11 protein-coding genes are annotated in these 14,301 nt (G+C 74.0%); 3 read left to right on the top strand and 8 right to left on the bottom strand.

All coding sequences use genetic code 11. The annotated features are described in order from the left end of the window. Nucleotides 1-33 precede the first annotated feature (33 nt). Complete coding sequence (locus AB0H37_RS01100) at nucleotides 34-687, bottom strand: maleylpyruvate isomerase N-terminal domain-containing protein (protein WP_360610473.1); 654 nt, start codon at nucleotides 685-687, stop codon at nucleotides 34-36. A gap of 52 nt (nucleotides 688-739) precedes the next feature. Beyond that, on the bottom strand, nucleotides 740-1,636 hold the full coding sequence (locus AB0H37_RS01095; RefSeq protein WP_360610471.1) for an NAD(P)-dependent oxidoreductase: 897 nt from the start codon (nucleotides 1,634-1,636) through the stop codon (nucleotides 740-742). 94 nt (nucleotides 1,637-1,730) lie between these two features. Here AB0H37_RS01095 and AB0H37_RS01090 point away from each other — a divergent pair, with 94 nt between their 5' ends. Next, a complete protein-coding gene (locus tag AB0H37_RS01090; protein ID WP_360610469.1) occupies nucleotides 1,731-2,330 on the top strand; it encodes a TetR/AcrR family transcriptional regulator in 600 nt (199 codons plus the stop codon). An 8-nt stretch (nucleotides 2,331-2,338) separates the two neighbouring features. On the opposite strand, the gene AB0H37_RS01085 is transcribed toward AB0H37_RS01090, so the two are convergent. Genes AB0H37_RS01085 through AB0H37_RS01075 form a run of 3 tightly spaced genes read right to left on the bottom strand, consistent with a single transcriptional unit; the run spans nucleotide 2,339 to nucleotide 5,184 of the window. Beyond that, nucleotides 2,339-2,833: a pyridoxamine 5'-phosphate oxidase gene (locus AB0H37_RS01085; protein WP_360610467.1), complete on the bottom strand. Its 495-nt coding sequence runs from the start codon at nucleotides 2,831-2,833 to the stop codon at nucleotides 2,339-2,341. 52 nt (nucleotides 2,834-2,885) lie between these two features. Further along, complete coding sequence (locus tag AB0H37_RS01080) at nucleotides 2,886-3,974, bottom strand: alkene reductase (RefSeq protein ID WP_360610465.1); 1,089 nt, start codon at nucleotides 3,972-3,974, stop codon at nucleotides 2,886-2,888. 13 nt (nucleotides 3,975-3,987) lie between these two features. Continuing rightward, nucleotides 3,988-5,184: an MFS transporter gene (locus AB0H37_RS01075; RefSeq protein ID WP_179832307.1), complete on the bottom strand. Its 1,197-nt coding sequence runs from the start codon at nucleotides 5,182-5,184 to the stop codon at nucleotides 3,988-3,990. An 82-nt stretch (nucleotides 5,185-5,266) separates the two neighbouring features. On the opposite strand from AB0H37_RS01075, the gene AB0H37_RS01070 reads away from it, so the two are divergent. Then, the gene (locus tag AB0H37_RS01070; RefSeq protein ID WP_360610463.1) at nucleotides 5,267-8,374 is read left to right on the top strand and encodes a BTAD domain-containing putative transcriptional regulator; all 3,108 of its coding nucleotides are present in this window, start codon (nucleotides 5,267-5,269) and stop codon (nucleotides 8,372-8,374) included. Here AB0H37_RS01070 and AB0H37_RS01065 read toward each other — a convergent pair. From AB0H37_RS01065 to AB0H37_RS01055, 3 genes are all read right to left on the bottom strand, one after another. Next, nucleotides 8,367-9,794: a metallophosphoesterase family protein gene (locus AB0H37_RS01065; protein ID WP_360610461.1), complete on the bottom strand. Its 1,428-nt coding sequence runs from the start codon at nucleotides 9,792-9,794 to the stop codon at nucleotides 8,367-8,369. The two genes, AB0H37_RS01070 and AB0H37_RS01065, sit on opposite strands and share 8 nt — an antisense overlap. A 140-nt stretch (nucleotides 9,795-9,934) precedes the next feature. Next, nucleotides 9,935-10,657, bottom strand: a complete 723-nt coding sequence (locus AB0H37_RS01060; RefSeq protein WP_360610459.1) for a glutamine amidotransferase — start codon at nucleotides 10,655-10,657, stop codon at nucleotides 9,935-9,937. Continuing rightward, nucleotides 10,641-11,891, bottom strand: a complete 1,251-nt coding sequence (locus tag AB0H37_RS01055; RefSeq protein ID WP_329095712.1) for a MurT ligase domain-containing protein — start codon at nucleotides 11,889-11,891, stop codon at nucleotides 10,641-10,643. Before AB0H37_RS01055 ends, AB0H37_RS01060 begins: the two co-directional genes overlap by 17 nt. Before the next feature lie 357 nt (nucleotides 11,892-12,248). Here AB0H37_RS01055 and AB0H37_RS01050 point away from each other — a divergent pair, with 357 nt between their 5' ends. Then, nucleotides 12,249-13,928 carry a hypothetical protein gene (locus AB0H37_RS01050; protein WP_360610457.1) on the top strand — a complete coding sequence of 560 codons (1,680 nt, stop codon included), beginning with the start codon at nucleotides 12,249-12,251 and terminating at the stop codon, nucleotides 13,926-13,928. The last annotated feature ends 373 nt before the right edge of the window (nucleotides 13,929-14,301 follow it).

The following is a 14,301-nucleotide window of genomic DNA, read 5'->3' as shown; positions in this document are numbered from 1 at the left end:
CACCACCGCGTCTCCCCGCACCGGGAGCCGTGCTCAGCCGAGGACGAAGGGGACCCTCGCGGCGAGATCGCCCAGTTCGGCCAGCTCCGCGCCGGTCGGCGCCCGGCGTCCGGTGCCGACCAGCAGCGCGTCCCGGTCGGAGAACGAGGCGGGGAAGGGGCTCCCCGCGATCCTCTCCAGCAGCGCGCGGGCGGCCGCGAGGGACTCGGCGGGCGGCTCCGGCCCCTCCGGCAGGTGCGCGATCAGGTCGAGGTGGTGCAGCGTCCACTCGATCACGTACGCGGCCAGGTAGTCGCCGACCGTGAGGATCTCGTCCTGGGTGCCGACGCGGGCGGCGGGGTCGGCGAGCCGCGCGGCGCGTCCCGCGGCCGAGCCGACGTCGTCGAGGTGGAAGGTGAGCAGCCGCGGCTCCTCGTAGGCGGCGGCCAGCCGCGGGATGAGCGCGTCGAGGGGGTCGTCGCCGGTCGGGGGCTCGACGAGCTTCCAGTAGGTGGCCGCGTCCACGGTCGGTTCGCCGTCGGCGGGGGTGACCAGGGTGATCAGGACGTCCTGGGCGTCGATGACCAGGTGGCACACCAGGTCCCGCACGAGCCAGCCGGCGCAGCCGGACGGGCGCGCGAAGTCCTCGTCCGGGAGGCCGGCGACCGCCGCGAGCAGGGCCGTCCACGAGCGTGAGAAGTGATCCACTTTCGGCACGGTACTGCCGCCCCGGAACGGCGGACAAGCGAATTCGGCCGCTCTAGACGGCGGTCGCCGGGGCGGCCGTCCGGGCCTCCAGGGCGCGCACGACCGCGGCCATGTCGGCCTCGCCGTGCCCGAGCGCGACGGTCTCGCCGTAGAGGGCGTGACACACGTCCAGCAGGGGCGAGGCGAGCCGCGCGGCGCGGGCGGCCTCCGCGATGAGGCGGTTGTTGTCCAGGACGTTGACGATGGACGCCTGCACGGCGAAGTCGCGGTCGAGCAGTTTGCGGGCCTTGGCGCGCGACACGGTGCTGGCCATCGGCCCGGCGTCGAGCACCTCCAGCAACCGCCGTCCGTCCAGGCCGTGCCGCTCGGCGAAGTGGAACGCCTCCGCCAGCCCGGTGACCATGGTGATCAGGTACAGGTTGACGGCCAGCTTCGTCTGGAGGGCCTGCGGCACCGGCCCGCAGACGAACACCTCGCCGCACAGGGGGGCGATCAGGGAGCGGACGGCGTCCACGGCCGCGGGCTCCCCGGCCAGCATCGCTATGAGCTCACCCGACTCCGCCGGGCCCCGCGAACCGGACACGGGCGCCTCGACGTACCGTCCGCCGGCGGCCTGGATGTCGGCTTCGAGACCGCGCGAGTACTCAGGTGACGTCGTCCCCATGTGGACGACGATCCGTCCTCGCACGTTCGCCGCGAAGCCGGGCGTGCCGCGTCCCAGGGTGGAATCGATGGCGGGACCGTCGGCCAGCATGAGGAACACCACGCGCGTGCGGCGGAAGACGTCGGCGGGGTCGGCCGCCACCGTCGCGCCCGCCGCGCGCAGCGGCTCGCCCTTGGCGGCGGTCCGGTTCCAGACGACGAGGCTGGTCCCCGCCCGGACGAGGTTGAGCGCCATGGGCCGCCCCATGACACCGAGGCCGAGGAAACCGACGTCGCTGTCCACCATCGCCTCCGCACCTTGCGAGTTATGACAGTGGTCATGATAATGACCCAGCTAGATACGGCAATAGCCAGCGAAATTTTCCTCGAAGGAGGCGATCTTGGCGACCGGTGAACGGGGCCCGCGGGAGCGGATGGTCTTCAGCGCGGCGCAGCTCATCCGCCGCGACGGCGTCACCGCGACCGGCCTGCGCGAGGTCGCCGACCACGCCGGGGCACCGCGCGGCTCGCTCCAGCACTACTTCCCCGGCGGCAAGGAGCAGTTGGTCAACGAGGCGGTCGAGTGGGCCGGACGCTATGCGAGCGACCGCATCACCCGTTTCACGGCCGCCATGGCGCACCCCACGCCGGGCCGGCTCTTCGCGGCGATGGTCCGCCAGTGGACCGAGGAGTTCGAGGCGACGGGGTTCGACCGCGGCTGCCCCGTCGCCGCCGCCACCGTCGACTGCGCGGACTCCGTGGCGTCCACCCGGACCGCCGCGGCGGCCGCGTTCGCCGCCTGGCGGCAGCCCATCACCCGCGAGCTGACCGCCATGGGCGTCCCGCCCCGCAAGGCGACCGCCCTGGCGACCCTGATGGTCAGCTCCCTGGAAGGCGCCATCCTCCTCGCCAGAGCCGAACAGAACGTCCGCCCCCTGCGCACCGTGGCCCGGGAACTGGCCCCCTACCTGGACTCTCATGCCCCCGAGAACCCCACCTGACCCTGGTCTCAGTGCGTCATGACGCCGGGGAGGCGGGTCTGGAAGTCGATGACGCCGACCCAGGCAGGGCGCAGGGCGATGCGGGCCATGCGGGTCTCGGGGTGGTCGGCGCCGGCGACGTAGCCCGCGCCGCCTTCCTCGCCCAGGAAGCGGCGGGCCGACAGGGCCTGCTCGGGCACCATGCCGTCCACCTCGGTGATCGAGACGCGGCCGCGCAGGAGCAGGACCTCCGGGGGCTGCGCGTCGGTGTCGATGGTGACGGCGACGTCGGGACGTTCCCGGAGAGCGCGGATGCGGGCGGCGGGGCGCAGGATGCCCATCGGCGGGCAGTGGACGTAGGTCGCCATCACCAGCTCCTCGCCGGTCCAGGTGAACCAGGACGACATGACGCGGGGCGTCCCGTCGACGGCCGTGTAGGCGAGGCGGGCCGGGATCGTGGAGTGGAGCAGGCGCTTCGCGACGTCGGTTTCGAGCAGGCGCACGTCGCCCTGGGGCAGGTCCATGGTCATCTCCTTCATAGCGTTCGGAGGGGATGACCGGGGACGGCCGGAGAACTCATCGCTCCATGACGAGATTCATCGTCGGATAGTCGGTGTAGCCCGTCGCGGTGCCCGTGTACATGAGGTGCTGGTCCTGGACGGGGTTGAGGGGCGCGCCGAGACGGAGGCGTTCGACGAGGTCGGGGTTCGCCAGGAAGGGGCGTCCGAGGGCGATGAGGTCGGCGCCCGCGGCGACGAGGCGGCCGGACTCCCGGGTGACGTGCTCGGTGGTGACGTCGGGCAGCATCGGGTTGGCGATCAGCGTTCCGGGCCAGATGCGGCGGACGGTGTGGAAGAGGGCGCTGTCCGGGTCGGCGTAGACCACGTGCAGGTAGGCCGGGGAGATCTCCGCCAGGGCCCGGACGAGGGCCGGGTAGACCTCGTCCATGTCGTCCTCGTGCATGGCGTTGGCGGTGACTCCGGGCGAGATCCGCACGCCGACGCGGTCCGGGCCGATGGCGTCGGCGACGGCGCGGGTCACCTCGGCCGTGAACCGGATGCGCGCCTCGGCAGGGCCGCCGTAGGCGTCGGTGCGGCGGTTGGTGGCGCGGGACAGGAACTGGTGCAGCAGGTAGCCGTTCGCCGAGTGCACCTCCACCCCGGCGAAGCCCGCGTCGACGGCGTTGCGGGCGGCGGCCGCGAAGTCGGCGACGGTGGAGCGGACGTCGTCGGCGGTCATCTCCCGGGGGACGACGGCGGGCCGCGCTCCGGACGGGGTGTGGACCGTGTCCGGGAGCGGGACCGGGGACGGCGCCACCGGGTGCAGGCCGCTGTTGTCGGGGTGCCCGACCCGTCCGCCGTGCTGGAGCTGGAGGAACATCCGGCCGCCCGCGTCGTGGACGGCGCCGGTGACGCGCCGCCATCCGGCGACGTGGGCGGGGGCGTGGATCGCGGGGATGTTCGGGTACGTCTGGCCGACCGCGTTGGGGGTGGCGGCCTCGGCGATGATCAGACCGGCGGTGGCGCGCTGGGCGTAGTAGGTCGCCATCAGGTCGGTCGCGACGCCCGAGGCGTCCGCGCGGTTGCGGGTCATCGGTGCCATGACCAGGCGGTTCGGGAGGACGACTCCGCCGAGGCGGGCCGGTTCGAGAAGTGCGGTCTCCATGGTCTTCGTCCTTTCAGCGGTGTGCGGGAAATCCGTGGGTCCGGGCGGCGAGGACGACCGCGAGGACCGGGGCGAGGAGCGCGAGGGTGCTCCAGGCGAGCGAGGCGGAGCCGGACAGGTGCAGCAGGACGCCTCCGGCGATCCCGCCGCCGGCCATGGCGACGTTCCAGAGGGTGACGAGCATGGCCTGCGCCGCGTCGGCCGCGTCGCCGCCCGCGTCCCCGGCGGCGGTCTGGAGCAGGGTGGGCGCACCGCCCCAGCCGAGGCCCCACAGCACCACGGCGGCGTAGACGAGGGCGGGGGCGTCCGACCAGAACGCCAGGACGGCGGCGGCGGCGGCGACCAGCAGCGTCCCGGCGATCATGAGGGCGCGCAGGCGGCGGTGGATGTGCGCGCCGACCACCCAGATGCCGGCCAGGGACGCGGCCCCGAAGGCCAGCAGGACGAGGTCGGTGGACGAGCCCATGCCGAGCCCGTCGAGGATGGCGGAGATGTAGGTGTAGAGGATCGTGTGGGCGAGGACGAAGACGAGCGTCACGAACAGCACGGCCGCCACGCCGGGGACGCGCAGGACGCTCTGGCCGCCCGTCCGCTCCCCCGCCGGGCGGCCGGGGAAGTCCGGGACGGACACCGTGATCCAGCCGAGCAGGACGACGGTCAGGCCGGTCATGGTCAGGAACGCCGCCTGCCAGCCCAGCGCCGCGCCGAGGAACGTCCCGGCGGGGACGCCCAGGGAGAGCGCGACCGGGATCCCGGCCATGGCGACGGCGATGGCACGTCCCTCCAGGTGGGCGGGCACCAGGCGGCGGGCGTATCCGGCCAGCAGCGCCCAGGCGAGGCCGGCCGCGACCCCGGCCGCGAACCGGGCCACCATGGTCAGCGCGTAGTGGGTCGACAGCGCCGTGACGGTGTTGGCGACGGCGAACCCCGCGACGGTCGTCAGCAGGAGGCGGCGGCGCCGCCATGCGGCGGTGGCCGCGGTCAGCGGGACGGCGGTCAGCGCCGTTCCGATCGCGTAGATCGTCACGGTCTGCCCGGTCGCGGACTCGCTCGCGTGCAGGCTCGCGCTCATCGCGGGCAGCAGCCCGGCGGGCAGCGTCTCGGTCAGGCTCGTGATGAAGACCGCCGTCGCCAGCGCCAGCAGCGCCGGCAGGGGCAGCCCCCCGTCGGACCTCTCGTCCGGCGCGGTCGTTCTCTCGGCGGTTCGCATGCTGCGACTGTGCCCGGCGGCGCTTCGGGTGCGCTGATGGTCCGCTGACGGCCGGCGGGCCGCCGCCGAGTACCGTGCTGGCATGCGGTTTGGCGTGCTCGGTCCGCTCATGGTGCGGGATGGCGAGGGGGCGCCCGTCCGGATTCCGGAGGCGAAGGTCCGGGCGCTGCTCGCCGATCTGCTGGTCCACGAGGGCCGGCCCGTCTCGGCCGACCGTCTCGTCCACGACCTGTGGGGCGACGACCTGCCCGGCAACCCGGCGAACGCGCTCCAGGCCAAGGTCTCCCAGCTGCGCCGCGCGCTCGGCCGCGACCGCGTGGTCCGCGAGGCGAACGGGTACCGGCTCCGCCTCGACGGGCCCGGCGACGAGGTGGATGCCGACCGGTTCCGCACGCTGGCGGCACGGGCCCGCACGCTGGACGATCCGCAGGAGCGCGCCGAACTGCTGACCGAGGCGCTGGACTTGTGGCGCGGCGCGGCGTTCGCCGACTTCACCGACGAGGACTTCGCGCGCGCGGCGGCGGCCCGCTTGGCCGACGAGCGCCTGGCCGTGCTGGAGGAGCAGGCCGAGGCCCGGCTCGACGCGGGCGGGCACCTCCTGCTCGCCGGGGAGCTCGCCGGTCTGGTGGCCCGCCACCCGCTGCGGGAGCGGTTGCGGGCCGTGCAGATGCGTGCGCTGTACCGGGCGGGGCGGCAGGGCGAGGCGCTCGCCGTCTACACCGAGGTGCGGAAGTTGCTCGCGGACGAGCTCGGCCTCGACCCGAGCCCCGAACTGGCCGCGCTGCACGAGGCGATCCTGCGGCAGGACGCGTCGCTCGCCGCCCCGCCGGAACCGGAGTCGCGTCCCCACCTGCCCGTCCCCCTCACCGAACTGATCGGCCGGGACCGCTGCCTGGACGACGTCGGGCGGCTCGTCGGCGCGGCGCGCCTGGTGACGCTGACCGGCCCGGGCGGCGTCGGCAAGACGCGGCTCGCGCTCGAGGCGGCCGCGCGGCTCGCCGGGGACGCCTTCCCGGACGGCGTCTGGCTCGTCGAGCTGGCGGGCCAGCGCGGGGACGCCGCCGGACTGGCGCAGGAGATCTCGGCCGTGCTCGGGCTCCGCGACGACGTCCCGCCCGGCGTCCCCGCGGCCGGGACGTCCGGCCGCGGCGGCGGGAGCGCGGAACGGCTGGCGGCGGCGCTGCGCGGCAGGCGGCTGCTGCTCGTCCTGGACAACTGCGAGCAGGTGGTCGACCCGGCCGCCGAACTGGCGGAACTGCTGCTGCGCGGCGCGGCGGGCCTGCGGATCCTCGCCACCGGCCGCGAGCCGCTCGGGCTGACGGGCGAGACGGTGTACCTGGTCGAGCCGCTCCAGGAGGACGACGCCGTCCGGCTGTTCGCCGACCGCGCCGCCGCGTCGGCCCCCGGCTTCTCCCTGGACGCCGACCGGGCGGCGGTCGCGGAGATCTGCCGGCGCCTCGACGGCATCCCGCTCGCCCTGGAACTGGCGGCGACCCGGGTCCGGGCCCTCGGCGTGCGGGAACTGGCGCAACGCCTCACCGACCGGTTCGGCGTCCTCACCACCGGGCCGCGCGGCGCGCCGGCGCGGCAGCGGACGCTGCGGGCGATGATCGACTGGAGCTGGGAGCCGCTCGGGCCGTCCGAGCGCGCCGTGCTGCGCCGGCTCGCCGTGCACGTGGACGGCTGCGCCCTGGACGCGGCGGAGGCCGTCTGCGCGGGCGGCGACGTCCGCGGCGGGGACGTCCTCGACCTGCTCACCCGGCTGGTCGACCGGTCCCTGGTCGTGGTGGTGGACGGGCCGCGCGGTCCCCGCTACCGCCTCCTGGAGTCCGTGGCCGCGTACGCGACGGAGCGCCTGCGCGAGGCGGGCGACCTCGACGCCGCCCGCGACCGCCATCTGCGCCACTACCTCGACCTGTCCGAACGCGCCGAACCGCACCTGCGCGGATCGGAGCAGCAGGTCTGGCTCGACCGCCTCGACGCCGACTCGGCGAACCTGCGCGCCGCGCTGGAGGAGGCGCTGCGTCGTCCCGGTGCGGTGGAGGCGGTTCGTCTCGGCACGGTGCTGTGCTGGTGGTGGCTGCTGCGGGGCCGCCTGCACGAGGCCCACCGCACGCTGTCGGCGGTTCTGGACTCGGCGCCGGAGGCGGCCGAGTTGCGCCTGTTGCGGGCCGCGTTCGCGCTGCTGACCGGGGATCGGACGGCCCTGGGCGCCGAGGGCGAGGACGACATTCCGGACCCCGTGCGTCGCGGCCGCGCCCGCTGGCTCTACGCGCACGGGCTGTACCACGCCGGGGATCCGGACGCGAGCGAGCGGGCCAACGAGCAGGCGCTACGCCTGTTCCAGGAGTCCGGGGACCGCTGGGGCACCGCCGCCGCCCTCGGCCTGCGCGCGACGCTGGCGCTCGTCCGGGGCCGCCTCGACGTGATCGCGGACGCGGGAGAGCGCGCCGCCGCCCTGTTCACCGGGCTGGGCGACCGCTGGGGACGCCTGCAGACCGTGTCGCCGCTCGCGATGCTCGCCGAGATCAACGGCGACTACGCGGCGGCGGAGCGGCTCCAGCGCGAGGGGCTGCGGATCGCCGAGGAGCTGGATCTGCGCGCGGAGGTGTCCGCGCGGCTGTCGGGCCTCGGCCGCCTGGCGCTGCTCGCGCGCGACTGGGACCGGGGCCGCGACCTGCACGAACGGGCGCGGGTGATGGCCGTCGAGCAGGGCTACCGGTTCAGCGAGACGCACGCGCTGATGGGCCTCGCGCTCGGGGCGCGCCGCTCGGGCGATCTCGGCGCGGCGCGGGAGATCCTGCACCGCATCCGGGACGAGTACGACTCCTCCGAGATCGGGGAGCATCTGCTGCACGCGGAGCTCGGCTTCACCGCCGAACTGCGCGGGGACGCCGCGGAGTCCCTCGCGCACCACACCCGCGGCCTGGAGATCGCCCGGTCGATCGGCGAGCCGCGCGCGCTGGCCCTGTCCCTGGAGGGGCTTGCGGGCGCGGCGGCGCTCGCCGGGGACGCCGTGCGCGCCGCCGAACTGCTCGGCGCGGCGGACGCGGCCCGCCGGAGCGTGGACGCCCCGCTCCCGCCCGCCGAACGCGGCGACGTCGACCGCGTCACGTCCGCCGCCGGCGCCGTCCTGGGCGGGCGGGCCTTCGCCGAAGCGTTCCGCCGGGGCGCCAGAACGGTCAGCTGAGGCCCGAAAGGTCGCGGCTCACGACCGTGTTGCGGTCGGTGGGGCGGTTGCCGAGGGAGAGCTGGGGCCACTGCCCGGAGAGTTCCTGGCGGCTCCGCTCGCTCCAGGCGCGGGCTTCGTCACTTCGGGTCTTGTAGAAGTTGAGCGCGTACCCGCCGGTGTGGACGCGCAGGAGGGTGAACCCGCCCGGGTACTCCTTGACCGCCCCGACCTCCTGCTGGACGACCCGGGGCGCGAGCGGGAAAACGGAGCGCTGGTTGCGGTGCGTGTGGCCCGCGTGGTGGAGGAACACGCCGGGCGTCCGGTGATAGGCCGTGAGGATTCGCAGGGACTGGCCCGCGTCGAGGGAATGGGCCCCGGTAATGGCGAGCGGGTCGTTCTCGGTGAAGAGCGGGTGGTGGCCGAAGACGAGGGTGGGACGCTCCGGGTCCTTGTTCAACTCCGCTTCGAACCAGGCATGCTGCTCCGCCGAGAGCCCGCCGGAGTCTCCGCCGTCACCGGGCTTGTCGTAGGTGTCGAGCCCGATGACGCGCAGGCCGCGCAGGTCGTGGGAGAAGTACGTCTGGCCGGACGTTGAGAAGGCGTCCTTGAAGCAGTCGTTCCCCTGGTGCTCCCCCGGACCGCACCCGCCGTACGGCGCCCCGGAGTGCGCCCGGTCGTGGTTGCCGCGGGCTATCAGGTAGTCGTCCCCCAGGGTCCCGAAGGTGTCGAGGATGCTCTTGGCGCTCGCGAGATCGGCGGGGGCCGCCTCACTCGACACGTCTCCGGCGGCGAGGAGGTGGTGCGCGCCTCTGGCCCGCGCGTCGGCGATCAGAGCCTTCGCCATCACCTCGGGATAGGGCGGGTGGCCGGGCGCCTGCTCGATGCCTTTGATCCAGGGAAGCTGACCGACCAGCCCGGCCACGGTCTCGCCCAGGTGGAGGTCGTTGCAAAGGGCGACGGAGAAAAGGTGGCGACCCGGAGGGGGCTGCGGGGTCGTGAAGGCGAAGACGTCCCCATAGGGAGTGCCTGCCGCTTGGCCTGCGGCCAGCCATGTGGGCGCGGCGTCCCGTCCTCTTGAGCGGGCCCTGTAGTAGTAGGTGCGCCCAGGCTCCAGGCCGGTCAGTTCCACGTAGTGGTACGGGGTACCGGACGCGCCATGGGCGACGCTGGTGAGGCGGGACGGGTGCGTCCCGTAGAGGACCTCGGCGTCGGACGGCGCGGGCCGCATCCGCCCCAGGCCGTCGTCCGTCCCGGGGACGCCCGTGTACCAGGTGAGGACGGCCGTGGCCTCGGTGACGGTGACCAGTTCGAGGTTCACCGGCAGGACGTCGTCCGAAGCGCGCGCGGACGAGGACTCGACGGCGGGCAGGAGCGAGGCGCCCGCGACGACGGCACTCCAGCGCAGGAGCGCCCGGCGGGAGGGCCGGCAGCAGATCACGATCGCTACGGTGGCAGCAGGAAGCCCACCGCACCAGGCCCAAACGGGCAACGGCCGATGAACCCGGCCGCCGGGCGGCGAGACATCCGAAACGGCCGGGTTCCGTCAGCTCACGACGGAGTCAGCTCATCAGGGGCAGGTCAGGTCATCACGGCTTGCAGGCGCTCCTCGCGGAGGCGGCCGGCCCAGGAGTCGTCCAGCGGGGGGATGTCCCTGCCGACGGCCCAGCGGAGCAGCAGGTCGGCCAGGCCGGGGTTGCGGACGAGCGCCGGACCGTGCATGTAGGTGCCGAGGACGCGGCCGCTGTAGGCGCCCTCGAAGCCGTTCCCGTCGCCGTTGCCGACGCCGTGCAGCACCTTCGCGAACGGGCGCGCGTTCGGGCCGATCTGCGTGACGCCCTGGTGGTTCTCGAAGCCGGTGATGCGCGGGACGTTCAGCTCCCCCGCGACGTCCCCGACGATCTCGCCGACGGCGCGCTGCTCGCCACGGCCGGAGCGGATGTCGAGCAGGCCGAGGCCCGGCACGGGCTGGCCCTCCTCGCCGCCGAACTCGTGCCCCAGCAGCTGGTAGCCGGCGCAGACCGCGAACACGACCGCGCCGGACTGGACGGCCCGCGCGAGGCCGCCGTCGCCCCGCAGCCGCTGCGCCGCGAGGATCTGCGGCCGGTCCTCGCCGCCGCCGAGCAGGTAGATGTCGCCGTCGGCGGGGACGTGCTCGTCCGACCGGAGGCTGACGGTCTCGGTGGGGATGCCGCGCAGCGCCGCGCGCCGCTCCAGGACGATCGTGTTGCCCTGGTCGCCGTAGGTGCTGAGCAGGTCCGGGTAGATCCAGACGATTTTGATGCGGTCAGACGACACGGCCATACCTCGTTCGGATGGTCTGGAAGGCGGTGTAGTTGGCGATCACGTCCAGGTGGCCGGGCGGGACGGCCATGACCGCCTGGTCGATGTCGTCCACCATCGTGAAGGACACCTCGGCGGCCTCCAGCCGGGCGGCGAGGTCGATGCGCCGCTCGCCGGTCACCCACACGGGACGGCCCCGCAGGATGCGGTAGTCGACGTCCCACAGCCAGGACGTGTCGCGGCCGTCGGGGCCCTGCGCGTTGACCGACAGGGCGACGGGGCCGGGCGCGGGCTGCAGGACGTCGAACGCCTCCAGCCATCCGGCGGGGTTCTTCGACAGCAGCAGCCGGATCGAGCGGCCCTGGTGCTCGACCGTCGTGTACCGGCCGGCGACCGAGGTGACCTGCGACAGCAGCGGGAGGGCCTGCTCGGGCGGCACTCCGAACTGCGCGACGACCGCGAGGGCGATCAGGGCGTTCGAGCGGTTCGCGCGGCCGGGCAGGGACAGGCCCGTGAGCGAGTACGCACGGCCGTCCGGCGCGGTGATCGTGTCGCCCCTCAGCGCCCAGTCGGGACGGGGGCGGGCGAAGTGGCACTGCCGGCAGCGCCAGTCGCTGTCCTCGTCGGTGTCCTGCCGGTCGAGGGGACCGCCGCACTCGGGGCAGCACCAGGAGTCCTCGCGCCAGTGCTGGCCCGCGGCGACCCACGTGACGCTCTTGGCGGTGGACGCGCCCCAGGTGACCAGCGGGTCGTCGCAGTTGGCGATGACGTGGCTGGTCGGGGACCCCTCCAGCGCGCGCCGCCACTTGCCGGCCAGCAGCCAGATCTCGGCGGCGCGGTCCATCTGGTCGCGGCTGAGGTTCATCAGCGCGACGATGTTCGCCCCGGTCTCCTTCAGGACCATCGGGACGTACTTCTCGTCGCACTCCAGCACGCCGTAGCGGGCGGACGGGGCGGAGGCCAGCGCGGACACGTGCCCGGTCGGCATGTTCGCGCCGAACGCGTTGGTGGCGACCTCGCCGAGGGGGGTCATGGCCGAGGTGATCAGCCGGGTCGTCGTCGTCTTGCCGTTGGTGGCGCTGACGAGGACGAGCTTGCGGTCCTTGGCGAGCTTGGTCAGCAGCTCCGGGTCGAGCCGGAGGCCGACGCGGCCGCCGATCACCGAACCGTCCCCGCGGCCCGCCATTCGGGACATCTTGGCGGCCGTACGACCGAGCGCGACGGCCAGCTGCGAACGCAGCGGAAGATCGCTCATGGACTCCGTCTTCTCTGGATGCGCCGGGAAACCGCTCCGAGCCTAGCCGCTGCGTGCGACGCTCGCGGCGTGCCGGGCGGTTCGGGGGACGTCCGTCACACCACGGGTGCACAATGTGAGCAGCATCACAACGATCCCGGTAAACCACCGGCGCCAATCTTGACCAGTACCGACATGTCGTGATTGCGTGCGACCTCCGACTGCGGTGCGCCGGATTACCAACCACGCGTCCAAGAACGGCGTCACCCACTACTTTTGTCGGGAGCCCCGCTGATGATCGCGGGGAGCGGTGCCCGCCCCGGACGGCGGGCCTGGATCGCAAGCGTGGGCAAGCGGCTATAAGGCGAGGTCTGAGCGATGCAGTGTCCGACGTGCGGGAATGACACGCCTGGGACGCTCGGCAAGTGTTCGCACTGCGAGGCGCCGATCGACGTGTACTCGGTCGGGCCCGCCGTACCGCTGGCGTCGCCGGTCGCGGAGGCCTCCCCGGCGGGCATGCCGGGCGGCGCCGACACGTTCGGCGACCGGACGATGACAGCGCCGCCGTCCTGGGCCTCGGGCCCGCAGGGCACGCCCGAGCCTCCGGCGCAGCCGCCGATCCGGCTGTCGGCCGAGCCGCCGATCCGGCTGCCCGCGGAGCCGCCCGCGACCGCCTCCGCGCCGACGCCCGCCGTCGCGTCCCCGCTGCCGTCCCACGACCCCGACGACACCGCGGCCTGGGCGTTCGACCCCGACGCCGACGACGACTCCGGCGCCTTCACCACCCCGCCCGCACCGTCCTCGTGGACGAGCGGGCAGCAGGTGACGCAGGCCGTGGAGAGGCCCGCCCCGCCCTCGCCGTCGAACTCGTTCGGGCTCCAGGACCAGGCCCCCCGGACGGAGTCGATCGTCCCGGACTCGTGGTTCGCGCAGCCGCGCAAGCCCGAGGCCCCGGAGACCGACGCCACGCAGGCGTGGGGGCAGCAGCCGCCCGGCGGCCCGCAGTTCCCCGCCCTCCCGGACGCGGAGGCGACGCAGATCGCCCCCGGCGCGGGGACGGGCCTGGCCATGCCCGGCGCCCAGGGCTTCGGCGACGACCTCGACCAGACGCGGATGGACCCCGGCCCTCCCATGGGCGCTCCCGCCCCGATGGGCGGTATGGGGCCCATGGGCGGCGGTATGGGGAACATGGGCCCCGGCCCGATGCAGACGATGCAGCAAGGCCCCATGCAGCAAGGCCCCATGCAGCAAGGCCCCATGCAGCAAGGCCCCATGCAGCAAGGCCCCATGCAGCAAGGCCCCATGCACCAGGGCCCGATGGGCCCCGGGATGCAGCCCATGGGCGCGATGGGGCCGGGCGATCCCGCGTACGGCGGCTACCCGCCGGGCCAGTTCCCGCCGGGCGGACCGGGCCTTCCGGGTCAGCCGGGTCAGCACAAGGGCGGGACGAGCAAGCCGCTGATCGCCGGCGTCGCCGCGCTCGTCACGGTCGCGGTCGGCGCCGTCGCGTTCGTCGTGTGGCCCTCCGGGGACGACGCGCCGACGGGCGGCGACCCCTCCCCGGCGGCGTCCCAGAAGCAGGTCGCGCAGAAGAACGCGATCCCGCCCGAGACGAAGCAGCAGGCCGCGACCCTGAACGGGATCCTGAACGACAGCGTCGACACCCGCCGGGTCCTCGCCGGGGCGCTCGGCCGGGCCGGCAAGTGCAAGACGCTGCCGCAGGCGATCCAGGGGTTCCAGACGGTCGCGCAGCGCCGCACGAACCAGATGCGCCGCACGCAGGGCCTCAAGGTCGACAAGCTGGCGAACGGGGAGCGGCTGCGCGGCTCGCTGAACCAGGCGCTGGGGGCGTCGCTTCAGGTCGACCAGGTACTGCTGCGATGGGCTCAGGCCAACCAGCGCAAGTGCAAGGGCAAGCCGCGGCCGAGCGCCGCGCAGGTCCCCGGACGCGCCGACGCCGAACGCCGCGCGACGGCGGCGAAGAAGCAGTTCGTCGTCCTGTGGAACCCGGTCGCGAAGAAGACCGATCAGCCGCAGCGAAGCTGGAAACGGGTGTAACGGTCGGTCACGCAGTATTCTCTGACCGTTCGAACTCACCGGGCAGGGGGCCGTCATGCGGTGTCCGAACTGCGGAACCGACTCCGCTTCTTCGTCTCCCAGGTGCGCGCGCTGCGACGCGCTCCTCGCTCCGCCGAGCGCGGACGACGCGACCGCCCTGGACGACACGGCCAGGGCAGGCGACGCGACCACCCACGACGAAACGACTCGCGACCCCTACGGCGGCACACCGATGGGCAGCACGCCACGAGGCGGAAATCCGTCCGACACCGGTGACGCGGCCACCCAGGACGACCCCTACCGCGACCTTTACAGCGACCCCCCGGGCGGAGGCTCGCCTGACACGGATGATCCGACCATTCAGAGCGACACG

This window comes from Actinomadura sp. NPDC023710, from assembly GCF_040639875.1.
GTDB classification, from domain to species: domain Bacteria; phylum Actinomycetota; class Actinomycetes; order Streptosporangiales; family Streptosporangiaceae; genus Spirillospora; species Spirillospora citrea.
The sequence above is the reverse complement of the archived record's forward strand: the minus strand, read 5'-3'. Positions and strand labels throughout refer to the sequence as shown.